22 protein-coding genes are annotated in these 23,034 nt (G+C 73.1%); 4 read left to right on the top strand and 18 right to left on the bottom strand.

The window, feature by feature from the left end; translation table 11 throughout:
• Window positions 1–122: 122 nt before the first annotated feature.
• Entirely contained in the window at window positions 123–1,610 is a 1,488-nt protein-coding gene (locus ACIBTX_RS23575; protein WP_357169828.1) for an FAD-binding protein, read from the top strand.
• 307 nt (window positions 1,611–1,917) lie between these two features.
• Here the strand turns inward: ACIBTX_RS23575 and ACIBTX_RS23570 are convergent, their stop codons facing one another.
• The 17 genes from ACIBTX_RS23570 to ACIBTX_RS23490 all read right to left on the bottom strand — a co-directional run bounded on the left by ACIBTX_RS23570 (window position 1,918) and on the right by ACIBTX_RS23490 (window position 20,279).
• Window positions 1,918–2,688, bottom strand: coding sequence for a BTAD domain-containing putative transcriptional regulator (locus tag ACIBTX_RS23570; RefSeq protein ID WP_357169825.1), 771 nt, complete (start codon window positions 2,686–2,688; stop codon window positions 1,918–1,920).
• 137 nt (window positions 2,689–2,825) lie between these two features.
• Window positions 2,826–3,953, bottom strand: coding sequence for a hypothetical protein (locus tag ACIBTX_RS23565; protein WP_357169822.1), 1,128 nt, complete (start codon window positions 3,951–3,953; stop codon window positions 2,826–2,828).
• 13 nt (window positions 3,954–3,966) lie between these two features.
• The gene (locus tag ACIBTX_RS23560) at window positions 3,967–6,312 is read right to left on the bottom strand and encodes a hypothetical protein (RefSeq protein ID WP_396833026.1); all 2,346 of its coding nucleotides are present in this window, start codon (window positions 6,310–6,312) and stop codon (window positions 3,967–3,969) included.
• A gap of 11 nt (window positions 6,313–6,323) precedes the next feature.
• Entirely contained in the window at window positions 6,324–7,760 is a 1,437-nt protein-coding gene (locus ACIBTX_RS23555; RefSeq protein WP_357169816.1) for a baseplate J/gp47 family protein, read from the bottom strand.
• On the bottom strand, window positions 7,753–8,256 hold the full coding sequence (locus tag ACIBTX_RS23550; RefSeq protein ID WP_355051237.1) for a hypothetical protein: 504 nt from the start codon (window positions 8,254–8,256) through the stop codon (window positions 7,753–7,755). The genes ACIBTX_RS23555 and ACIBTX_RS23550 overlap by 8 nt, the downstream gene beginning before the upstream one ends.
• Before the next feature lies 1 nt (window position 8,257).
• Window positions 8,258–8,581, bottom strand: coding sequence for a hypothetical protein (locus ACIBTX_RS23545; RefSeq protein ID WP_355051238.1), 324 nt, complete (start codon window positions 8,579–8,581; stop codon window positions 8,258–8,260).
• 10 nt (window positions 8,582–8,591) lie between these two features.
• Entirely contained in the window at window positions 8,592–10,619 is a 2,028-nt protein-coding gene (locus tag ACIBTX_RS23540; protein WP_357169813.1) for a hypothetical protein, read from the bottom strand.
• Window positions 10,616–11,263 (bottom strand): hypothetical protein, encoded by a 648-nt coding sequence (locus tag ACIBTX_RS23535; protein WP_357169810.1) that lies wholly within the window; start codon window positions 11,261–11,263, stop codon window positions 10,616–10,618. The genes ACIBTX_RS23540 and ACIBTX_RS23535 overlap by 4 nt, the downstream gene beginning before the upstream one ends.
• Complete coding sequence (locus ACIBTX_RS23530) at window positions 11,263–11,763, bottom strand: hypothetical protein (protein WP_053659787.1); 501 nt, start codon at window positions 11,761–11,763, stop codon at window positions 11,263–11,265. Before ACIBTX_RS23530 ends, ACIBTX_RS23535 begins: the two co-directional genes overlap by 1 nt.
• A gap of 2 nt (window positions 11,764–11,765) precedes the next feature.
• A complete protein-coding gene (locus tag ACIBTX_RS23525) occupies window positions 11,766–13,244 on the bottom strand; it encodes a hypothetical protein (protein WP_396833025.1) in 1,479 nt (492 codons plus the stop codon).
• Window positions 13,241–16,462 (bottom strand): hypothetical protein, encoded by a 3,222-nt coding sequence (locus ACIBTX_RS23520; protein WP_396833024.1) that lies wholly within the window; start codon window positions 16,460–16,462, stop codon window positions 13,241–13,243. The genes ACIBTX_RS23525 and ACIBTX_RS23520 overlap by 4 nt, the downstream gene beginning before the upstream one ends.
• 2 nt (window positions 16,463–16,464) lie before the next feature.
• Window positions 16,465–16,719 (bottom strand): hypothetical protein, encoded by a 255-nt coding sequence (locus ACIBTX_RS23515; protein ID WP_357169801.1) that lies wholly within the window; start codon window positions 16,717–16,719, stop codon window positions 16,465–16,467.
• Window positions 16,720–16,747: 28 nt separating this feature from the next.
• On the bottom strand, window positions 16,748–17,176 hold the full coding sequence (locus ACIBTX_RS23510; protein ID WP_355051244.1) for a hypothetical protein: 429 nt from the start codon (window positions 17,174–17,176) through the stop codon (window positions 16,748–16,750).
• Window positions 17,177–17,192: 16 nt separating this feature from the next.
• On the bottom strand, window positions 17,193–18,362 hold the full coding sequence (locus ACIBTX_RS23505; protein ID WP_396833023.1) for a hypothetical protein: 1,170 nt from the start codon (window positions 18,360–18,362) through the stop codon (window positions 17,193–17,195).
• Window positions 18,363–18,397: 35 nt separating this feature from the next.
• The gene (locus ACIBTX_RS23500) at window positions 18,398–19,363 is read right to left on the bottom strand and encodes a hypothetical protein (protein ID WP_357118168.1); all 966 of its coding nucleotides are present in this window, start codon (window positions 19,361–19,363) and stop codon (window positions 18,398–18,400) included.
• A 127-nt stretch (window positions 19,364–19,490) separates the two neighbouring features.
• The gene (locus ACIBTX_RS23495) at window positions 19,491–19,793 is read right to left on the bottom strand and encodes a barstar family protein (RefSeq protein ID WP_396833022.1); all 303 of its coding nucleotides are present in this window, start codon (window positions 19,791–19,793) and stop codon (window positions 19,491–19,493) included.
• Between the two features lie 36 nt (window positions 19,794–19,829).
• Complete coding sequence (locus tag ACIBTX_RS23490; RefSeq protein WP_396833021.1) at window positions 19,830–20,279, bottom strand: ribonuclease domain-containing protein; 450 nt, start codon at window positions 20,277–20,279, stop codon at window positions 19,830–19,832.
• A 230-nt stretch (window positions 20,280–20,509) separates the two neighbouring features.
• Here ACIBTX_RS23490 and ACIBTX_RS23485 point away from each other — a divergent pair, with 230 nt between their 5' ends.
• From ACIBTX_RS23485 to ACIBTX_RS23475, 3 genes are all read left to right on the top strand, one after another.
• Window positions 20,510–21,277 carry a hypothetical protein gene (locus ACIBTX_RS23485; RefSeq protein WP_357118159.1) on the top strand — a complete coding sequence of 256 codons (768 nt, stop codon included), beginning with the start codon at window positions 20,510–20,512 and terminating at the stop codon, window positions 21,275–21,277.
• A 61-nt stretch (window positions 21,278–21,338) separates the two neighbouring features.
• A complete protein-coding gene (locus ACIBTX_RS23480; protein WP_357118156.1) occupies window positions 21,339–21,842 on the top strand; it encodes a hypothetical protein in 504 nt (167 codons plus the stop codon).
• A gap of 15 nt (window positions 21,843–21,857) precedes the next feature.
• Window positions 21,858–22,325 carry a hypothetical protein gene (locus tag ACIBTX_RS23475; protein ID WP_357118153.1) on the top strand — a complete coding sequence of 156 codons (468 nt, stop codon included), beginning with the start codon at window positions 21,858–21,860 and terminating at the stop codon, window positions 22,323–22,325.
• A 75-nt stretch (window positions 22,326–22,400) separates the two neighbouring features.
• Here the strand turns inward: ACIBTX_RS23475 and ACIBTX_RS23470 are convergent, their stop codons facing one another.
• On the bottom strand, window positions 22,401–22,673 hold the full coding sequence (locus ACIBTX_RS23470; RefSeq protein ID WP_363660308.1) for a DUF559 domain-containing protein: 273 nt from the start codon (window positions 22,671–22,673) through the stop codon (window positions 22,401–22,403).
• Between the last annotated feature and the right edge of the window lie 361 nt (window positions 22,674–23,034).

The raw sequence follows: 23,034 nt of genomic DNA, 5'->3' as shown, positions 1-23,034 counted from the left end.
CTGTGACAAGTTCTCGGATCTGCGCCGCAGCCTGCGGAATTACGGTGGTTTTGCGTCAGTTGGGAGGCAAAGGTCCTCTCGGTCGAATCTCTGACGCGACCCCCGTCGAGAGGATTCGGACCATGCGCGACCTTTCTCGTCGCGATCTGCTCAGGGCGACGGCCGTCGGCGCCGGAGCGATCGCCCTGCCCGGCGTGATGGCTGGCAGTTCGGCGGTGGCGGCGGACGGCCCACCCGTCGGCGACACCTACCCGCCCGCGACGTTGACCGGCCGGATCGTCCGCCCCCAGAGCCCCGACTACGCGGAGGCGAGCATCGGCTGGGACGAGCTGTTCGTGCGCTACCCGCTGGTCATCGTCTTCGCTCAGGAGACCCAGGACGTCGTCAACGCCCTCACCTGGGCTCGGCAGCACGACGTGGCGCTGCGGGTACGCAGCGGCCGGCACAGCCTGGAAGGTTGGTCGAACGTCGACAACGGCCTCGTCATCGACGTCAGCGAGCTGAAGGACGTCCACATCGACACCGCCACGCGCACGGCGAAGCTCGGCGCGGGGCTCAACCAGTCGGAAGCGATCACCGCGCTCGGGGAGTACGACCTCGCGGCGACGACCGGAACGGAGGGGACCGTCGGCCTGTCCGGCGCGACCCTCGGTGGCGGCTTCGGGTTCCTCACCCGCTACCTCGGCATGGCCTGCGACAACCTGATCGGGGCGGAGATCGTCGTCGCGGCGGGCGCCAACGGCGCCAGGGTGCTCGAGGTGGACCCGTGGAACCACGCGGACCTGCTCTGGGCGCTGCGCGGCGCCGGAAACGGCAACTTCGGGATCGTCACCTCCCTGACCTACCAGGTAGCCCCGCTGGAGAGCGTGGCGTACCTGCAGGCGACCTGGTCGGGCCTCGACGACCTGCACGACGTCTTCGACACCTGGCAGCGCGTCGCGCCGTTCGCCGACCCCCGCCTCGGCAGCCAGGTCGAGATCCACCCGACCGAGATCCTGGTGTTCGGGGTGCTCGCCGAGGGATCGGAGGCGGAGGTGAGAAGGCTGCTGGAACCGCTGCTCTCCATCGGCAACCCCGAGGTCAGCGTGCAGATCGGCGGTTGGAGCGAGACGTACGCCGGATTCCAGGTCCCGAACGACGAAGAGCCGGCGAAGTGGAAGTTCTTCTCCCAGTTCACCAGGGAACCCTTCCCGACAAGGGCGATCAGCATCGTCCGCGAGTTCATGGAGAAGGCTCCGTCGCCGGACAGCAACTTCTTCACCCAGGCGTTCGGCCGGGGCGCCCAACGGCAGGAGCCCTTCGGCGGCTCGGCGTTTCCGCACCGTGACGCGCTCTTCTACTCCGAGCCCGGCGCTGGTTGGGGCACCCGCGGCGAGCCGGACAGCGGCGACGCCATCACCCCGATCGCGCAGACCTGGATCGCCGAGTTCAGCCAGGCGCTGCGACCCTACGTGGACGGCGCGTACGTCAACGTGCCGAACATCGGCATGGCGGAGTGGGAGGAGGCCTACTGGGGGCGCAACTTCCCACGACTGCGCAAAGTCAAGGCGAAGTACGACCCGCACAACGTCTTCCAGTACGAGCAGAGCATCCCGCCCGCGACCCACTGACCCGGCTGACCAGCAGTCCGCCCGCCCGCCAACCCGACGCCCCTACCCCACCCCCTCGCGCGTCCCTTGCTCTGCTTCAACGGAGGCAACACTGACGGCGTCTCAGTGTTGCGCGGGTTGAAGCAGAGCAGAGGGCGCGCAGGAGACCCGTGGCCGCCGCCCGCGGGCGGCCGGGCTGACTGAGCGGACTGTTGGCGGGGGCAGACCGACGGCCGGGCAGGAGCCAGACAGGTAGCGGCCAGGCGAGACAGGTAGAGGCCAGGCGGGACACGCGGGGGCGCGTTGTCGGTATGGGTGGTGCGGTTGCTCAGGGATACGGGACCGCGGCGCCGGAGCGGCCAGCCTGCACCAGACGCTCCAGCCAGGGTGTCGGAGCGACGCCCAACTCCCGGCCCAGGTCGGCGCGGAACAGCTCGAACCGTCGCACCGCCTCGTTGATGTTGCTTTCGGCCAGGTGCACCGCGATCAGCGCGCGGGTGGCGCTCTCCCGCAGCGGCTCCAGGTGCACGGCGGTCAACGCCACCTGCACCGCCTCACTGAAGCGTCCCTGGGCGGTGAGGCGTTCGGCGAGAGCTTCCAGCGCGTACAGCCGGGTCTGGCGCAGCCGTTCCCGCTCCGTCAGAACCCAGTCGTCGTACCAGCCGGGCAACAGCTCGCCGGTCGCCAACGCCGGCACGGTGCCCACGGGTGAGCCGCCGGCCAGCAGGACGGCCGCCGCCGTGCTCAGGGCGGCCACGTCACTCGTGACGTCGGCGGCCAGGGCCAGCCCGTCGTCCTCCTCGACCAAGGGCTCGGGCGTCACCCGGTGCAGCCGCCACAGCATCGTGCGCAGGTTGGCCCGCGCCCGATCCTCGTGGGAGGCGGGCCAGAGCGTCCCAGCAGCCTCCGAGCGGGCACACCGCTGGCGTACGCCGAGGTAGGCGAGCAGCCGCCGGGCCCCCTGCGGCACCACCACGGACCGGCCGTCGCGTTCCAGCGCGAAGCCGCCGAGCAGCCGCAACGCGTACCGACTCGGTCGCACCGCCCCGGTCTCCGGCGCCCCGGAGCGCAGGTCGTACCTCGCCTCGTGAACTGCCATCCGCGCGCCCTTCGTGCCCGATCGCCCCGTGGGATTCTCACGGTCGGGTGTGGAGGGTCGGTACGCCAGCGCAGTGTCGTCACACCGACCCGGCGAACGGCGCGGATCAACCGTTCGCCGGAGTCGTCGCCGGCCGTTCAGCGCAGCTTGCTCAGCGTCTGGGCGTACCCGGTCCACTCGGCGGCGTCGCCGGCCTCGGCGCGTACCCCGGCCTCCTTCATGATGCCGAGCACCCGCTCGGCCGGCGCCTCGGCGAGCTTGCCCAGCGTGCTGATCCCGGCGCGGGCCAGCGCGGCGCGGGCCTTGGTCGGCACCCCGGCGAGCATCGCGATGTCGGCGTCCGCGACGTTCTCCAGCCCCGCGTCGACGCCGAGGGCCGCGGAGACCGCCGACTGGGCCCCGACGGTGGTCCGGACCATGACGGCCTCGCGCTCGCTGACCTCGGCGATCATCGCGTCCAGGCTCGGGTAGCTGCTGTCGGCCGGCAGCACCTTGAGCACGTCGCGGATGGTCCGGCCGTCGGCCACCTCGTCCTCGCCGAAGAAGCGGATGAACTCGACCACCTTCACCTCGCGCGGGAAGCGCTGCCGCACGTCACCGTGCTCGACGGCGTAGCGGGCGACCTGGGCGGCGCCGCGCACCTTCGGACCGACCACCACGTCCACGCCGAGGGTCTCCACGGCGGGCAGCACGATCGTGCCGGCTTTGGTCTGCCAGATGCTGACCTTCTTGTCCATGAACATCGTGGTGCCCATGTACTTGCCGAAGTCCAACGCGCCGATGTAGTTGGGGATCTGCTCGAAGGTGTACGGGCCGGGCACGATCTTGTTCTCGTGCACCGTCGAGTGCAGCCGGTTGATCTCGGCGCGGATCTCGTCGAGCAACCGGCGCAGGCTCACCCGCATCGCCGCCATGCAGGTGAACGCCTTGGCCAGGTCGGCGCCGAGGTGGTCCAGGTCGTGCTCGATGCGGTGGAACCGCTCGTTGAAGCCCTGCTCCCCCGGTGTCTGGCCGGCCTGTACGACGTCCTCGCCGTCCACCCAGTCGGTGTGCGCGAACGTGCGGGCGAACGGTGGTGGGGCGCAGCCCGGCTCCACCGCCGGGAACGACTCGGCGTAGCTGAACACCCGCTTCGCGGTGCCGACGTTCTCGTAGATCCAGGAGGAGACCAGCACGCTGGCGTCCGAGGCGGGAATGCCGTGGCGCGTGAACGCCTCGTACAGCTCGGTGACGGTCACCCCGTCGTAGTTGATCTCGTTCGCCATCGTGGTGTCCCTCTCAGAGCTGGTCGTACACGCCGCGGTGCCGGCGCTGCTGGAAGGTGCGGAAGGTCCGGGCGACGGCCGGGCGCAGCGGCTCGGCCGTCCCGTCGTCGTCGAGGTCGACGTGGTCACGGCGAATGCCGAAGGTGTTGATCTCCACCCCGAGCGGGCAGATCCTCGTCAGGGTGTTCATCAGCCGTTCGTACTGCTCCAGGGTCAACGTCACCCCGTCGGGCAGCTCGACCCGGAACTCGTACGGATCGGTCCGGCCGGTCCGTACGTAGGAGAGCGCCACCACGGCGACCAGGCCGGCGTGGGTGGGGCGCAGCGCGGTCCGCGCGCCGACCGCCTTGATCTCCGCCGTGCCGCCGCCGAGTCCCACCGTGTACCAGCGGAACCCGGTGGCCCGACGCTCGCTCAGGTTCAGCCCGGCCTGCGGCAGGCCGATGACGCCGCACACCAGCAGCACCCGGTTGCCCGTCTCGACGAGCGGAAGCACGGCGGCGAGGTGCTGGTCGCGCAGCAGCCCCACCAGCCGGGCCAGCCGGTCGGCGGCGGCCGGTTGGCCGGCGATCAGCGCGGACGCCAACGCAGCCGGCAGTTCGATGGTCTCCACCAGCTCGTCGGGGAGGCGGTTCAGCGCGGCCACCACGGGCGCCGGGTCGCGTACCGCGGGCAGGCCGGCGGCGGCGAGGACCGCGTCGACCGGCTGCCCGGCCGGTCGGGTCGGCACGGCCGCCCACCGGGTCCGGGCCGCCGCGTCGGTCAACGGGGACCACGCCGTCTCCCCGGCAGCCACCCAGGCCGTGCGTGCCGCGGCCAGACCGGCCAGCAGCAGGGCGTTGCCACCCGGGTCGCCCGGGGCGTGGAACTGCGCCTCGACCGGCGCGTCGACGCCCACCGAAGCGGTGAGCGGCGCGGTCACCGCGAGCCCTCGGGTGGGCAGGTGCGACAGGTACATCACGGTGGTGCTGACCCGGTGCGTGGTCGGCAACCCGCAGACCCGCCACAGCCAGGCCAGCTCGCCGTCGGCCGAGACGGTGGGCACGCCGGCGGCGCGGGCGGCGGCGATGAGCGCCTCGGCGGTCCGGTCGGCGGTCACCGTCCGGCCGGTGTCCAGCACCCGGTTACGCAGGTCGGTGGCCTGCGCCGGGGTCGGCCAGCTCACGTCGACGCCGAGACCCAACTCGTAGCGGCTCCCACCGGCGTCGTCCTGGGCGCGGCTGACCTGCCACACGATCGTCGAGCCGAGCGCCCGGCACACCCGCCCCGCACGGTCCAGGGCGGTCGCCAGCGGCGGCGCGATGCCGTGCGAGCTGTCGAAGGTGTACGACTGACGCAGGCTCGCCCGCAGTGCAGTGACCTCGGCGAGGCGGCTGGCCGGCAACGCCCGACCGGCGTGGACGGTGTTGTTCGGCGGGGTGTTGGCGGGCAACACCAGGCGGTCGCGGCGCAGTTGGGCGAGGAAGTTGCTGCGGTGCTGCGGGTCACCGACGGCGACCAGCCGGACCGCCACCGCGAACTGGTCGTCGTCCTCGCGCAGCGTGAAGCGCGCCCCGCCGGGCAGGTCGGCGAAGAGGCCCGTGTTCGGGTCGGTGTCCGCGCCGGGGCCGTTGAGCAGCCGGCGTACCGCGCCCGGGGTGGGCAGCAGGAACCGCCGGTACAGCCCGAGCCGGTGGGCGTACGCGTCGTCCGGCTCGCGGGCCGGTGGGGGCAGGCGTCGGGCGTACACCTCGCCGTTGGTCGGCTCGTGCACCAGCTCGTCGACGAAGCGGGCCACCCCGACGTCCGCGCCGATCCGGTCCAGCGCGTCGCGCCGGGCGTGGGCCAGGGTCCGGTACGCGTGCACCTCCCGGGCCGCCCGACGCAGCCGGTGCTTCTCGTACGACACCAGGTAGAGCAGGCGACCCAGGTTGCCCTCGACCACGGCCAGCTCGACGAGGGCGGGGAGCGCGGTGCCGGTGACCGCCGTGGCGGCCGTGCCCTCGACGGCCCGCTCGGCCGACACGGCGACCGCGAACGGCGCGACCAGCGGCTCGTCGGCGGTGTCCGGCACGTACGCCGGCACCGACGCGCCCTCGGCGGACCAGGGCGCGAACACCACCGGCGGCAGTACCCGCTGCCCCGCGCCGCCCGGGTCGACGGTGACCGTCACCCGGACGGTCTCCTCGGCCAGGTCGCGGCGCAGCACGACGGTGAGCAGCGGATGCCGGCTGGTCCAGTCCACGGCGGCGGCACCGGTGGTGGCGAGCGGCACCACGACCCGCCGGACGGTTCCCGGGTAGGGGCCTTCCAACTGGTCGATCAGGTTGCGTTCGACGGACGGGTCGACGCCGTCCACGGGTACCCGGATGTCGGTCATCGCGCCCCCGCTCAGACGATCCGGAACGGCCGGGGGTCGTCCCGGTCGACGTAGACGGGCACCTGGTTGGCGGCGAGCACCGCGTTGTCGCCGACCGGCAGCCGCTGCACCCCGTCGCCGGTGGGCGCGCTGCCGGTCACCACCACCGCCGAGTCGGCCGGGAAGCGGACCAGCCGCAGGTTGCGCACGTCGGCGACGCCCGGCTCGTTCATCAGCGTCCAGATCACCTCGGCGGCGCGGACCGGCTCGCCGAAGGGCAGTTCGTCGACGTACCGGCGCAGCCGGGCGTGCAGCCGGGCGCGCAGCTCGGTGGCGGCCGTGGAGGCGTTGATCGTCTCCTTCGAGCCGGTGGGCAGCGGCAGGCCCCGGATCACCAGGTCGGCCTCGACGCCGATGCCGACCTCGTCGGCGCGGTCCACCGAGGCGAAGATGCCCACCGGGCGCAGGTCCTCGATGACCGACTCGACGGCGGCGTGCAGGCCGTCCGGCCCGTCCCAGATGGCGGCGGCGGTCGGCGCGACGAGCACCGTGACGTAGTACGGGTTGCCCAGGTCGCGTTCGGTGCTGAAGACCCGCTCGATGAAGTTGAAGTTGCCGAAGATGGACTGGTTGAGGTCCAGTCCGCCCCGGCCGTCGAAGACCTGCACCTGGCGTACGCCGGGCACGGTGGCCACGGCGAGGCCGATCGCCTCGGCCGTCCAGATGGAGCGGGGCGCGGCGAGCAACAGTTGCCGGTAGCGGGCGTCGGAGACCTGCTGTTCGCCGCCGGTGAGCGCGACGGCGTGGGTGATCTCGACCAGCTCCTTGCCGGCGGCCTGCTCGGCGTCGTCCAGGTCGGCCAGCAGGGTGTCGGCGCGGTTCCAGCGGTCGATCTTCTGCTGCGGCTGGGTGGGGTCGAGGTTGTGCGCCGGGCCGGGATAGAAGGCGGCGACGGCCGGTTCGCGCTCACCGACGGCGGCGGAGAGCACCACCGTCTCGTCCAGGGCCACGTGGTGCCCGCCGGGGGTGGACAGTCGGGCGCCCCGGGGCAGCGTGAGCTGTGGGTGGCCGGTCGGCAGCGCGGCCTTGAGCTTGAGCTTCACCGTCCCCCGGGCCGGCAGGTACGGCCGGGGTATGCCGAGTTCCTCGCCGAGGCGGGTCAGCGCGTCGGCGGTCGCGGACACCACGAAGGAGTTGTCGTAGACCGCGCCGAGCGCGGCCCACATCCGGGCGTCCTCCAGGGCGGCGAGTTCGAGGACCTTGCGCAGCACCGCGCCACTGGTCAGGTCGACGTCCTCGCCGAAGAGCAGCCGGGCGGTGGCCAGCTTCTCGGCGAGCAACCGGGCGAAGGACTTGGGCACGAAGCCGGTCTCGACGACGCCGAAGCCCGTCGAGCCGGTGGCCCGCAGCGCGGCGGCGTCGACGGCGAGGACGTCGGCCAGTTCGGCCGGGAGGGTCGGGTCAGACACTTGGCAGCTCCCCGAGGCGCACCGAGAGCCGGTCGTCGGTGATGGTTTCGAACTGGACCTGGACCTGGAGGGTGCGCGAGGCGCGCAGCGCGGCGGCCGAGGCGTCGTCGGCGCGGCCCGCGCCGAGCCGGCCGTCGTCGAGGTTGACGTCGACGATCTTGCGGACCCGCGGATCGCGGTCGAGCAGGGTGATGATGCCGATGCGGACCTGCTCGCGGATGAGGTTCGGCTCGATCTGCTCGGCGAGGGCGTTGAGGCCGTCGAAGCCGAACGTCGCGTCGAAGACGTTCGAGCCGCGCAGCGTGGTCAGCGCCACCGCGAGGCTCTGCGCCACGTTGCCGGTGCCCTCGACCAGCGCCAACGTCCGGCCGTTCGGTCCATCGTCGAAGACGATGTCCCGGGCCAGGTCGACGCCGGGCATGGTGGGTTCGAAGGCGAGGCCCCAGCCGAGGTAGCGGCGCTGGGCGGCCTGCCGTTCGCGCTCGGTACGGTCCACGTCAGGCCGCCTTCAGCTTGCTCTGGCCGGCGCTGGCGGACAGTCCGGGGCTGGAGCCGTCGGTGGCGCCGCTGAGCGAGTCCAACGCCACGGCCACGTTGCCGACCGTGAGCTTTCCGGCCGCCCCGGTCGCGGACGTCACCGTGCTGCACTGCTTGGTGGAGTTGCTGGTGGTGATGGTGCAGCCGGCCACCGACTTGCCGTTGATGCCGTCGAGGCGGACCACCGGCTTGTGGTCGACGGTCAGCTTGCCCTGCCCGGTCGGAGAGACCTTCCCCTGGTTGGGGCAGTGCACGTCGCTCGACGTGGTGAGCACGAATGCCATGTCGCTCTCCTCAGTGGACGTTCATCGCGTTGCTGACCTGGACGTCGACGTCGTCGGCGGCGATGCTGACCGTGCCGCCGCTGATGTTCACCGCGCCGTTGCCGGCGTCCAGGTCGATCTGGGTGGCGGTGATGGTGATCGAGCCGTCCTGCTTCATCACGATCGAGGACCCGCCGCCGGCGTGCTCGATGGTGATGCTGTCGGCCTCGTCGGCGCGCGCCGGGCGCTGGCCGCGACCCTTGAGCTGGGCCCGACCCACCCGCACGGTCAGCTCGCCCAGCTCGATGACCCGGTTGCCGTCGCCGTCGGTGAGGTCGTGCGCCACCTTGCCGTCGTGGTCGGCGGGGGTTGCCGTGTCGGCGATGGACGAGCGGCTGCTGTCGGCCACCCCGACCGGCAGGGACAGCCACCAGTCCCCCGGCTCGGAGACCGGGGCGTGCCCGGTGGGCCAGAGCGCGCCCACCTCGACCGGGTCGTCCGGTGCGCCGTTGCGGTAGGCCAGCGCCACCCGGGTGCCCGGGTAGCGGGGCAGGATCAGCCCGCACCCGCCCCAGGCGAATGGGGTCAGGTAGGTCACCCCGGGCAGCGGAGCGGGTTGCTGCCGGCGTACCGGCAGGCGGCGGGAGCCGTTGGGGCGGCCGTCCGGGCGAACGAGGCCCTCCCACACCGTCTCGGTCTGGGCGGGCGGCTCGACCGCGCCGCTGGCGTTGGTGGCGACCGCGCGTACCTCGCCGATCTCCAGGCCGCGCGTCTCACCCCGGGCCGCGCGGGCGGCCCGGCGCACCGCCTCGGCGGCGGCCACCCCGGGCGACGACGCCGGGCCGGCCGGCTCGGCGGTCCCCACACCGGACGCGTCGCTCCAGGTGTCCCACGCCTGGGCGCTCGACGCGACCTCCACGCCCTGCACCACCGTGACGAACCCGGCGGTACGCGACAGCGTGTGCCGGGCGGCGCTGAGGTAGAGCAGCTTCGACCCCGCGCCCAGTTCCCCGGTCGACGGGGCGAACGGCGCGGCGAACGAGCCGAGCAGCGCCGCGCCGACGCTGCCCAGCGTGGTGGCCTCGTCGGTGGCGGGCGGGTCGAAGCGCACCAGGTCGCCGGGCTTCAGGTCGGGGCGGCCCTTGAGGGTCAGCGTCCACGCCCGGCGGCGCGGCGCGGCGGTGCCGCCGGTCTCGGTGGCCGCGTACGGGTCGGTGTCCTGGGTGCCGTTCTCGGTGCAGGCCAGCAGACCGGTGGCGAGGGTCAGCGGCTTCGGCTCGCCCTCCGGGTACGGGATGGGACGCTTGCCGACGTGCACGGTGCCGTCGCGGATCAGCAGCATCCCCCGCCCGTACGCGTTGAGGGACTGCTGCAACGCGCCGCCGAGGCGTTCCAGGGCGGCACGGTAGAGCAGCCCCGCCCCGAAGGCGACCCGCTCGTCGCCGGCCGCCTCGGTCGCGCCCCGGGTCATCGTGCCGTCCGGGTTGGCGCCCCATCCGGTCACGTCCACCCGGGTCCGCTCGCCGATGGCGCGGATCGCGGCGGTGAACGTGGCCGCCTCGAACCGTTCGGCGACCCGCTGCCCGAGCCGGGCGTACGCCTGCTCGACGAGGGTCAGCTCGGTGTCGTACGTCCGCTCGCCGGTGAGCCGGCGCACCTTCGTGACCCGCAGGACGGCGACCAGCGCCTGGGTCAGCTCGGCCGGGGTCGGGCCGGCGTTGACGCCGACCAGGTTGGTGAAGAACGCGCCGACGGAGGTGTTGGCGTCGCGCCAGTACAGGTGCAGCTTCGCCACCAGCGGCGGTTGCCCCTCGGCGGTGCGCAGCGCGGCGAAGTGTTCGTCGACGAGCCCCTGCACGGTGACCGTGTACGCGCCGGGGCCCAGCCCGTCGGGCAGCGCGGCGTCGATGGCCGCGTAGTAGTCGGCGCTGGACAGGGTGAGCGCGGCGTCCGGGCTGATGCCGGTCGGGGTCTCCCGGTGGAAGGTGATGGTCCAGCCGGCGTCGTTGCCGACGGCGCCCTGGCGTACCTGGCCGGTCTGGAACGGCGTGAGCGTCACCGCAGCACCCTCCGCATCTTCTTGTCGAGCAGGTAGCGGTAGCGCAGCCGGGCGGGACCGAGGTCGGATTCGACGCGCTGCGCGGGCGGCCGGCGACGCCAGACGAACTCGTTGATCGGTGGTGGCCCGAACTGGTCCACCGCCCGGTCGGCGGGCCGCCAGGCCACGGTCAGGTGGGAGCCGTAGTCGCCGGAGCCGCGGACCGTCCCGGCGTGCAGCAGCCAGGCCAGCACCAGCACCTCGACGGCGACCGGGGTGACGCCGGGGGCGGTGGGTGTGCCCGCGTCGGGGCAGACCCGGCGCAGGCCGGTGGCGAGCGGCACGGAGCCGAGGATGCGGGTGCCCTGGCGGACGACGAGACGCAGCGGCACCCGCCCGACCAGCGCCGGTGGTCGGGACGTGGCCGTCGGCGCGGGTCGGGGCGCGAGGTCGTCGGCGGAGCTGCTCACCACGGCGAGCGGGTCGGTGGACAGCCACTGTCGGGCCAGGCCGGTGGGCAGGATCAGCACCGCGTGCACGCCCGCGCCCAACTCGACGCGGTGTGGCAGGCCGGCGGTGAGGCTCTGCCGCACCTCGGTGAACCCGTCGGGCACCGCGATCGGTGTCTCCGGCAGCAGGTAGCGGTCGATCGGGAACGGTGGCATCAGTTGCCCAACCCGTCGGCGAGCGCGCCGACTCCGATGCTGGCCACGTCGAGCAGCTTGCCGAGCAGGCTGGGACGGGGCACGTGGACGAGGGTGATGGTGGTGTCCAGGACGTCGCGGCGGGCGGCCGAGGCGTTGAAGGTCAGCGACTGCACCTGCATGTCGGTGCGGATGGTCATGGAGGTGACCAGGATCAGCCCGCCGAACTTCCCGCCGGAGTACGCCGCCAGGGCGGTGCCGCGTTTGCTCGCCTCGGCCATCGTCTCCAGGGCGAACTTCCAGGCGTAGCGTTCCGCGCCGACGAGCACGCCGGTGAGCGTGATGGTGTCGTCGTGGGTGGCCACGATGGCCTTGTGCGCGGTGGAGCCGATCGGCGGCAGGTGGTACGTCTGCGCCAGGGAGATGGCGGTGACCGCCCACAGGGGGATCGGCAGCACCCCGTCGCTGATGATCGCCGACGGCACCGTGCCGTACCGCATGAAGCTGCTGGTGATCGCCATGCTCAGCGTCCTCCGGTGGGTGGCAGCGGCACAGGGGTACCGGTGGGTTCGACGGCCAGGCCGAGGTCGCGCAGCGCCTGGGTGATCTCGCGGACCTCGCCCGCGGCGCTGGTGACCCGCAGCCGCAGCCGGCGCTCGGCCAGGGCGGCGCTGATGCGGGCGGGCCGGGTGGACGCGGAGCCGCGCCGGTTGATCCGGTCGATCTCGGCGGCGGCGTCCTCCATCCGGGAGATCGCGTCGAGGATGCGCGGATCGGGGGTGAAGCCGGGGTCGTCGCGCTGGAGGCGGGCGATCGCCTCGCGGAAGTCGGCGGCGTCGCGGCGCAGGTTGACCACGAGGTTGTCGGTGAGCGCGCTGACCCCGCTGACGCTGGCGGCCCGGTGCGACTTGTCGTCGACGAGCCACACCCAGCCGTCGTGGCCGATGCCGACGAGGTCGGTGCCGGCGACCTTGACGTTGGCGTCCGGTCCCTTGAGGAACAGCTCGATGCTGCTCAGCGAGAACGCCGCGCTGTACTCGCCGAGGACGCCCCGGCCGTAGGTGACCATGTCGTGGCGCAGGTAGCGGCGGAAGCCGGGGCCGTCGTCGGCGCGTCCACCGCCGTCGCGGAAGCGCCGCCACAGGGTGGCCAGCGCTTCGGGGTTGTGCACGGCGAGCTGCTGGGTGAGCCAGACGTCACCGCCGGCCACCACGGCCCGCAGGTCCGGGTCGCCGATGCGGGCGAGGGCGTCGGCGAGCCGGGCGTCGCTCATCTGCAGGCCACGCGAGCGGGCCCGGCCGAGGTCGTCGACGGCGGTGCGCAGCCGGGCCAGCTCGTCGGGGGTGAGCCGGCCGCCGAGACGGGCCTGGAGGTCGGCGACGGCGGACCGTTTGCCGGCCTCACTCTCGGCGGCGACCGCGCGCCACAGCGCGGCCGGTTCCAGCTCGGCGGCCCGGCGCAGCGCCGCCTGCCGGTCCGCCGGCATGGCCCGGAACGCGTCCCCGACGATCGCGGCCGGCTCGACGTGCCGGCCGGCCGAGCCGCCGCCGCCGTCGAACTCCCGCAGCAGCGAGTCGGCGTACGCGCCCGCGTCGTCGGCCAGCCGCAGCGGCGCGTCACCGACGATGCCCTCGCGGGGTCGGCTCAGCTCGCGCATCTCGGTGCTGAGCTGGTCGAAGTACTCGCCGAGGGTGGCCACCCGCACCCCCTCGGGCAGGGTGCCGCCCTCCAGCACGTGGTCGAGGATCGCGGCGATGTTGTCGCGCAGCACGGCGATGCGTTCCAGCCGGTTGAGCGCGTTGCCCAGGTGCAGGTCGCCGACGTCGTCGACGATGCGGCGGATGAGGTGCTCCAGCAGCCGCCGGGAGCGCACCTCGCCGGCCTCGCTGTGCTCGGCGATGGTCCGCATGAAGCGCCGCAGGCGGGGGTTCGCGTCGGCGGCGGCGTGCACGGCGGCGGCGTCGAGGAACCGGCCGGCGCGGAACCGGCGGGGCCCGGTCACGGCCGCACCACCGGCACCCGCGGGCCGGCGGCGGCACCGCCGGGCTGCGAGTCGAGCACCATGAGGATGAACCGGGCCCCCTCCGGGCCGCCGACCGCGCCGCTGAGCATCGCCTCGCGCTCCACGTACGCGAGGATCGGCTCCATCAGCTTCTGCACGACACGTTCCAGCACCTCGTTGAGCAGGATCTCGGTGAGGAACCCCTGCAGCAGGTCGCGGGACGCGGCCTCGACGATCTGCCGGGTGACCCGGCGTACCACGTACCCCCGGGCGGCGCGCAGCCCCGCGCGGACGCCGAAGCGCAGCGCGACCCGGCCGCCGCGCACGGCCGCGCCGCCGATGGTGCCGGCCTCCGGGATCAGCGACATCGCCAACCCGAGGTACGCGGCGAACAGCTCGACCTCGACCTCGGTGCGGGTGAGCACCAGCTCCGGGTCCAGCATCGAGGAGTAGAGGCGCTCGCGTTGGTGGGCGTGTGCCACGTCGACGGCGGCGACGGCGACCCCGACCACGAAGCCCAGCGGCGGGCAGAGCAGCGACAGCGCGATGATCCCCACCATGACGGCGAACGCGCTCAGCGCCTCCCGGCCCAGCTCTGTGCTGAACAGGCTGTCGACGCCGGTGGTGTAGTAGGGGTTGCCGCCGAAGAACTCGCCGAGCTGCTGGTGGGTGACGAGATGGATGCCCTGCAACGCGTAGCGTCCGCCGGAAATCGTGGCCGACGGGATATGTTCGCTGATCCGGCTGGACCGGAAGGCGAAGTGCGCGTCGGTGCGGGCGCGGCCGAGCATCTCGGTGTTGTGGCGTCGCATGTCCTGCAACACCCGCCACAGCTCGTCGCGGATCGCCGACCGGTTGCCGGCGAAGCGGGCCAGCACGTCGGGCAGGTCGCTGATCTGCTTGACCAGCGGGTCGACGCCCTCGGCCTCGCCGCGCTGGATGACCAGCGCCTGTTCGATCTCGGCCAGGGTCCAGAGCACCGCGTGCGAGTCGCGGATGCGGGTGACGCCGTCGCGTTCGACGATCTCGCCGGCCGCGCCGGGGCTGGTCAGGGTGGCCTCGGCGGCGAGGAACGCGCTGGAGATGGCGCGGGCGGCCCCGTACCAGGCGGTGGACGGGTTCAGCATGCTGAGCGTGGCGACGGCGCCGCCGCCGGCGTCGGTGTGCGCCTGCGTCCACCGGGCGGCCTCGTGGCGGCGCAGCCGCTCGCGCAGCCCCTGCAACTCGGCGTAGTCGGTGAGCTGGGAGACGATCAACCGCTCGAAGATCGGCGCGTACGCCTCGAAGCGGGCGATCCGCGCCTCGATACCGGTCCGCGAGCTGAGCAGGAGTTGCACCAGCATGGCCTGGCTGCCGACGACGAACAGCTCACCCACCGCGGCGTTCACGGCCGGGCTGAGCGCCTGCGCGAAGTGCAGGTTCCAGGACGCGGACGTGTCGATCCAGCCGCCCTGGATCCGCGCGAAGTGCTCGGGCTGGCGGTAGCGGCGCATGACGAGTTGGGCGAGATGGTCGAGGCGGGGCACGACGCCGGCCAGGTGACGCAGGAACTGCACGGCCGGCGAGGCGACCGGTCGGAAGTCCAGCGGGCCGAGTCGCCCGCTGCCCTCGGGCACCGGCCGGGTGAACGCCTCCCGCTCGGCCGAGCCGACGAGCAGGCTGATCGCGGCGGCCCGGCCGCGCAGCACGGCGGCGGCCTGGAGGCAGAAGTTCGCCGGGTAACGGCACGGCTCGCCCATCTGCAACCGGAACGCGATGTCGTCCATCAGTCGGCGCAGCTCGTCGCCGTCCGGGCCGAGCGCGGCCAGCTCCGGCTCCCCGTTGAACGACGCGCAGGCGGGCATCGTGGAGTGCCCCGCCCCGACGGCGGGGAACCGCCGCCCCTCGACGCCCGGCGGTGCGCTGGGGCTGCTCGGGTCGAAGACGAACCCGCCCCGCCGGGCGGCCGTGCCACCGTCGCCGGTGCCACCGGCCCCGCCACCGGGACCGCTACCCGTGCCGAGGCCGCCCGCCCCGGTGCCGCCCGGGCCACCGCCACCCGGGCCGCTGCCCGCTCCGCTGCCGGCTCCGTTCCCCGCACCGGCCCCGGTGCCCGTGCCGACGCCACCGCCGGGCGGCGCGTTCGGATCCGGCGCGGCGACCGGACGCTGCTCGACGCTGATCGGCAACAGGTTGGCCGTACCGGTGAAGTGCAGCGTGGCGTCGGTCTCCTCGGTGCTGACCAGCAACAGGGAGACGCCGCCGATGTCGACCACCACCAGGCTGGTCGGCGTGGCCCCGCCCACCGACGCGAGGATCGCGTCGACCCGCCGCGTCACCTCGGCGTCGACGGCCCGCTCGATCTGCGCCTGGTACTCCTCGACGCTGGTGGTCTCGCCGCGCGGCGAGGCGATCCGCAGCCGCCGCCGGATGTCGCCGCTCAACTCCTCGTCCACCATGGCGACCAGGGCGCTGCGGTCGGCGACCGGCCGCCGCTGCACCGTCCCGGGTTGCGGGCTGGGCACCCGCGCCTCGACCTCGAAGTGGGGTTGCGGGGTGGCCCGGAACACCGTCTCGCCGAACTGCTCGAAGGTCAGGACCGACAGTGGAGTGGTGGTCACCATGATCGCCCAGACCGGGCGGCCGTCCACGTCGATGACCCGGGCGATGATCCCCTGCGGGGCGCCCGACGGGAGGCCGCCGTGCTGGCGTACCGCCTCGCGGGCCAGCTCGGCGAAGTGACCGGCCAGGTAGGCGGCCGGGCGCAGCAGCCACTGGTAGGTCACCCGCGGCGGCTCGGGGCCGTCCACCGGCACCTCGGCGGCGCCCCCACCGGCGTCGTAGGACGGCACCCGGTACACGGCGAGCAGGTGGCGCATCCGCTGCGGGTCGAACAGCTCGGTGGCCGGTTCGCTCAGCGGCAGGGGCACCCCGGGCGGCAGGCCCGGGTCGAGCCGCGCGGCGGCGACGACCTCGTCGACGCGCCGGCGCAGCCGGGCCTCGAAGGCACGCCGCTCGTCCGGCGTCACGTGCTCCCGGGCCGCGCCGGTCCAGCGGAACTCCGGCGCGTCGGTGCGTACCTCCAGGTAGCCGCCGTGTGGCGCGACCGCCTCCTGGCGGGAGCGTTCCAGGGCGCGGGCCAGGGCGGCGGCGAGCGCGTCGGTGACGGCCTCCGGCCGCTCGGTCACCGACCGCGCGTCCAGCCGGATCCGCACCGGCACGTGCACCGAGATGGCCACCGTCAGAACCGCCCGTCCAGGTGCTCGGCGAGGCGGGCCAGCGCGAGGTCCGCGAGCGCGTCGGCGTCGAACGCGCCGCCGGCCGCGACCACCTCGATCTCCACCGGGAAGTGGTACGCGATGACGGCGCGATCGTCCTCGGTCACCTGCTCGGCCTCGGCCTCGCTGCCGGCCGCCGGCAACACCAGCTCGCCCGCGTGCACCAGGGCCAGCCCGGTACGGGTGACCCGGGCGGCGCGGCCAGCTCCGGTCGCCATCTGTTACCTCCGGTTGATCCTGGTGCGGTTACGGCAGGACGGACGGGTCGCCGGTCTTCGGGTCGACCGAGGCCGCCAGGCTGAAGCCGCTGAACGTCGCGGCCGGCGCGCCGGAGATGGTGGCGGTGGTCGGGGTGGCGCTGGTGATCAGGCAGTCCTGCAACACGAAGGACGAGAACGCCCAGTCGTCGCCGGTGTGCTCCAGCAGCGCGATGTCGAACAGCTCGCCGTCGAGGGCCAGTTTGGTGAGCCGGCCGGCGACGTCCCCGATCGCCTTGACGGTCATCGTGAAATTCATCGACACGGGCGCGTGGATGGCGCCCATGTGGGTCACCTCGCACGAGTGCAGCGCCTCGACGTTGAGCGAGAAGGACGGGCTGAACGAGTCGATCGGGCTGATCAACACCGTCTCGGTGCCCTTGGTGTACTGCACCGCGAGGCGGGTCTTCCACTCCATGGTCTGGTTCCTCCGGTCAGAACTTGGCCACGAGCGTGACCAGCAGGCGGCTCACGGCCGGGCCGTAGGTGACGGTGATGACGAGGTCGACGGTGCGGTCGGCCCGGGCGGTGGTGACGATCGACGTGTCGGTGGCGGTACGGGCGACCTCGGGGATGGTGAGGATGTCCAGCACGGGGATCTCGATGCGGTAGTCGTCGATCACGGCCTGCCGCTTGAGCGGGCCGAGGATGCCGTCCACCTGGGTCTTGAGCAGGGTCATGCCCGGCTTGGTGATGCGGGCGTCGCCGACCAGGCCGATGAGTCCGGCGCGGAGCATGAACTCGATCTGATCGAGGGTGCGTACCAGGTCGACGTGCAGCAGGCTCGCGTCGGTGGTGAAGAGCCGCCCGTCGGCGAAGTGCAGGCTCTCGCCGGTGATCAACGTGGGGTCGATGATCGGGGTGAGGTTGGCCTCGGAGAGGCCCTTGATCTCGGCCGGGCTGTACTGCTTGGCCACCGGGATGGCCACCCCGCGGATCTTCTTCAGCACGATGCTGTGGTGCACCGGCAGCCCGGCCACGGCGGCCATGGCGGCGGTGGCCGCGTCGCCGTCCGCGCCCCGGGCGGCGATCATCAGCATCCGGCTGGTGCTGCTCTTGAGCGGGTTCGCGGCGGTGGTGATGTCGGTGACGTAGGTGGGGCTCTTCTCCGTCGCCGGGTTGACCATGGCGAAGCCGATGCGGCGTTGGCCGGCAGCGGACATCGTCTCCACGTGCGCCTTGAGCGCGTGCAGCCCGGTGGGCGCGCCCGCGCCGGCAGGGTTGCCGACGGTCGACTCGTTGGCCAGCGACACCATGGTCACGTCGTCGGCGGCCTCCAGACCGCTGAGCGCGGCGGCGTAGTCGTCGCCGGCGACCTTGACGCCGTACACCTTGGCCGGGCGCGGGTCCTGCAGGAACGCCAGTTCGAGCGAGTTGTAGAGGGCGTTGCGGACCACGTTGCCGGCCTGTCGGCGGGCGAAGTTGGTCACCGCGTCGTCGAGGGTCTCGATCCGGACCGGTGTGTTGGCCGGGGCGGACCCACCGTCGGCCGTGGACGGCGTCTTGCCCACCACGGCGATGACGCCCGGCGAACGCTGGGCCAGCGGCGCCGGGGGCGGCACGATCCGGACCTCGATGAACGGGAATGCTGCTGTCGGTGCCACGGGTCCTCCCGGACGAAGTTGCTGCTGGTCTGATCTCAGGTCGGGACGGCGGCGAGCCCGATGCCGCTGCGGGCGAGCCACTGGCCGGCACGGGCGAACCGGTCGGCCCGCTTCTGCGCGGCGGTGCCGGTGTCACCGCCGGGCCAGCCGTCGTCGTCGAACGTCTCGACGGGCACCACCCACACGGCGACCACCCGGTGTCGCCGCCGGACGTCCTCCGGCGCGGGCACGTCCAGCCCCAGCTCCTCGGCGCGGGCACGGACCAGCCGCGTCTCGACGAGCAGGTCGGCCAGGGAGAAACCCTGGTCGCGGACCAGCACGGCGGCGGCGAACGGCAGCGGGCGGGGTGTGGGTGGGGTGGCCGGCGGCGCGGCGTAGCGCAGCCGCACGGTCGCGCCGGCGGCCTGCCCGCGCATCCGGTCCACCAGGTCACCGGCGTTCGCCGCGCCGACACCGGCGAGCAGCCGGTCCAGGTGCGCGTCGGTGAAGGCGGCGGGCTGGTGCAGGCCCGCCCGCAGCCGGGCCACCAGTCGGGTACGGCGCTCGGTCTCCAGCAGCGTCGGATCGGCCGGCAACGCGCCCAGGTCGGCGATGATCTGCGGGTCGACGTCGAAGGCCGGCGTCGCCACGTCGAGGTCCTCGACCCGGTCCCGGGCGGCGCTCGTGCGCACCACGAGGCTCCCCCGCCAGAGCGCGTCGATGCGCAGCGCCGACCCGCCGAGTCCGTGCAGACGCACGCGCAGCTCGGTACGGGCCGTGCCACCCTCGCCCAGCCACTCCCCCTCGGCGAGGGTCACCGGCGCGGCGGCGAAGCCGAGGGTCAGCTCGTCGAAGACGGCCGCGTACGGGGGCGCGACGGGCATCGCCTCGGTGTCGTACGCGGCCTCGACCAGGTGGGCCAGCGAGGCGTCGTCGAAGAGCGCGGCGCGGGTGCCCGGGTCGGCCAACCGCACCAGCACACCGTCGACGAAGTCCACCGCTGCGGCCTCCCCGCTGCCCACGCCGGCGCACACCGCCCGGTCCGGCACGAGGATCGCGAAAGGGCCGTCACCCGAGCGTCACCGCCACCGTCACCGCACCGGTCACCGGCCGAACTGTCGGCAGCCCGACCGGTGACCGATCGCGACCTCAGGGGCGCAGGACCACGCGCAGCGGGTGCGGGGCGGTGCTGGCGAGGTCGTCGAGCACGGACCTCAGCAGCGCGTGCTGGCCGGGCGGCTCGTCGGCGAGGAGCTGACCGGCGTCGGTGACCAGCAGGGCCAGCGGGCCGGCGTCCAGCCGGTCCCGGAGCACGTCGGCGAGGGCGTCCCAGGTGTCGCCCAGGTACGCCGGCAGGGCCAGCGCCTCCGCCAGCGCGGCGAAGAGCGCGGGTCGGGTGCGGGCCGCCGCCCCGGCCAGTACCACCGCGCCAACCTGCTCAGCGTCGTCCATGCGGGTGCCTCCTGGACCGGCTGGCCACCGGGTCGGTCAGAGCCGGTAGAAGTCGGTGTAGTGGTTGGGCGAGAACCAGGTGACGCCCGTGCTGCGGTTCACCACGATCCGGTACGCGTCGCGGGCCGCGCCCTGGGTGCGGGGGTACACGTCGTACTCGTAGTAGGTGGCGTTCGTGGGCAGTTGACCCTCGTAGTTGTAGAACCGGCCACCGGCGAAGTTGGACAGCCCGCCACTCCAGGAGTACCAGCCGCGGCTGGTCGGGAAGCCCTTGGCGGACCAGCCGGAACGTGCGGTGCGCGCGTCCGCGCAGCGGCTGATGGTGCAGGAGCTGTAGACCGCCGCCGACGCGGAGTCCGTCAGCCGTGGGGTGAGCACGGACGGGCCGACCAGCGCGGCGGCGACCAGGGCGAGGAGCAGGGCGAGGGTGGTGGTACGCCGGCGGATCACGCCGAGCGCGGCAAGCGGGGACACGAGGGTGGACACAGGCTGCCTCCAGACCATCCGATTCATCGATCCACGTGAGTGGCGGGTCGCGCTCAGTCTGGCCGTTGCCCGCGGTCGGCGACAGTCCCGCCGGCCCAACTGCTCCACAATGCCCGGTGAACCGCGGGCAACCGGCATTGTGTCGCACATCGGCGCGGCGGCGGGCATTTCGGTCATCCGTTGTTAACGTGAGCTGCGGGCGCGCGGACCCGTGACCGTGAAGGGGTGCCATGACGGACGCTCCCGAGCAGGAACCGAGGCCCGCGGATCTGTGGCGGCAGCGGGTCGTCCGCGCGCTGAGGATCACCCGGAACGGCAGCGTGCGCGGCTGGCGGTGGTGGGCGCGCACGTGGGACCGGCTGGTGGCCGCGCTCCAGGACGAGGCCCCCGTCGGCGCCGGCCCGTCTCCGCCCGGCCCGCTGGTCGAGCAGCGCGACGCGCCCCGGCTGATCGCGGTGCCCGCGCAGGGGTACGTCTACTCGTTCTACGTCCGCGCCACCTTCGCCTGGTCGTCACCGGCGAGCCTGCGGGCCGAGGTGCTGAACTGGTACGTGGGGTACTTCCAGCCGAACGCCGTCCAGCGACTGACCCGGCTCGCCGCCGATGCCGCCCGGGACCTGCCCCCGCACCGGGCCGCCGACCTGGAGGTGGCGTTGCAGCGGGCGCTCGCCGAGGACCCGGAGTGGTCCTACCGGCGCGGGGACGTCCTCGTGACCTGCCGACCCGACGCCGCCGTACGCCTCGACGAGCGGATGATGCCGGCGCTACGACCCCACGTCGACGCGATGGTGCGGATGGAGTACCAGTTCGACGAGCAGATGCGCCGGGCGACGTACGCCGAGGAGTTGAGCCGGCGGTGGGCGACGATCCTCGGCGACCGCCTTGACGAGGACGCGGACCAGGAGATGGCGGACGCCCGCGAGCACCTGCTCGCCGCCCAGCGGGAGGCCGCGCGCTGGATCGGCGACCTTCTTCACCACCGGGTCACCAAAACTTGATCGCGACTGGTTAGCATCCTCCCGTCCTTCCACCAGGGAAGGCACGGGGGAGGAACGCACGATGCAACTTGAACGCAACTGGAAGCCGTACGCGAAGGGCCCGGCGCTGCTGGTCCTCGCCGTCGTCCTGCTGTTCTCGCCGGAACTGCTGGCGATGATGAACCAGGAGTTCACCTTCGGCAACTGGGTCGGGTACGCGATGGCGGCGCTGGCCCTGATCGGCGGCCTCGGCGCGGTGCGGGAGAGCCGCGAGGCGTTCGCCGTCCGCATCGGTGAGCAGGGCATCACCTGGACCAAGGGACCGAACACCACCGAGTTCGGGTGGTCGGAGGTGACCCGGGTGGCGATCGAGAAGAAGCCGAACGCCGGCAAGCTGGAGAAGCCGAGCATGCTCACCGTCTGGGTGGCCGACCAGACGCAGCGCGCGGTGCCGCCCGACGTCGAGCTGACCGGCCTGCGCGGCTACCGCGTCGCCGACCTGCGGAACACCCGGCAGTCGCGCGACGAGGTCGCGGCCGCGCTGCGCCAGTACGGCGGGGACCGCTACCCCACGCCGGCCGCCTGAGTCTCGGAGCCATCAATGTCGACAATGCCCACTCCCGCGCCCGTGCCACCCCCTGCCCTGCGGCCACCCGCCGACGGGGAGTGCCAGTTCTGCGGCAGTCACCCCGCCGCGCGGGTCTCGTTCCAGTCGATGACGAGCATCGTGATCCTGTACGTCGTCTCCTCCCAACGCGGCTGGATGTGCCGCGCCTGCGGCCTCTCGCTGTACCGCCACCACACCAACAAGACCCTGCTGGCCGGCTGGTGGGGAATCGGCATCATCGGCATTCCGATCTTCCTCGGCTTCGACCGCTTCCGGTTGCGGCGCATCCTGCGGCTCGCCCCGCCCCAGCCGACGCCGGGCGTCGCGGCGCACCTGCCCGCGCCCCTCGACCCCGGCAAGCCGGTCATCCAACGCCCCGGCGCGATCGTGAGCCTCATCCTGCTGACCCTGTTCCTCCTGATCGCCGCCTGCGGCGCCCTAGCCTTCGCCACAACCCCCTGACGCGGCTTTTTCATGATCACTTGATGGTGACCAGTTGTCAGAGGTGCCGGAGAACTGGTCACCATCAAGTGATCGTCAGGATGGGCGGCGGCTGGCCAGGATCGCCAGGGTCTGCTGACGGACCTCGGCGGGGTTCGCCAGCAGGCGACGGTGGGTGAAGCGGACGACGAGGATTCCCGTGGTTGCCAGCAGGGCGTCGCGGCGGAGGTCGATCTCGCGTTCGGCCGGGTCACCGTGGCTGTTGGCACCGTCCAGCTCGACGTTGACCCGCTCGGCCTCGGCGAGCATGTCAAGGTAGATGGTCCGACCGCCGACTCGCACCGGTGCCTGGCGGACGAACGCCGGCATGCCCGCCCCCGTGAACACGTGATCGTGGCCCAGATCTCCAGCGGGCTACGGCAGCCGGCGGCGAGCCGGTCCACCAGGCCACGCAGCGCCGCGCGGTCGGTCAACCGGGGCTCCTCGGCCAAGGCGGCGACGAGTCGCTGTGACGTGGTGAGCCGGTCATTGACGGCGCGGATGACCGGGCCGGGGCGGTCGCCCGGTGGCAGCAGCGGCCAACAGTCCACCAGGGTCCGGTCGAGTCGCGTCACGGGGAACCCACCTCGTACCACCGCCTGCGGCGGTTCGGCCGCGAATCCCGTGCGGTGTCGGAGAATCAACCCGGGCCGGCCACGCAGACCCGAGCCGATCGGTACGTCCACGTACA

Origin of the sequence: Micromonospora sp. NPDC049359 (assembly GCF_044466585.1) — a bacterium.
In the GTDB taxonomy this organism is placed as follows: Bacteria; Actinomycetota; Actinomycetes; order Mycobacteriales; family Micromonosporaceae; genus Micromonospora.
Note: the sequence above shows the minus strand (reverse complement) of the source record. Positions and strands in the feature narration are given on the sequence as shown.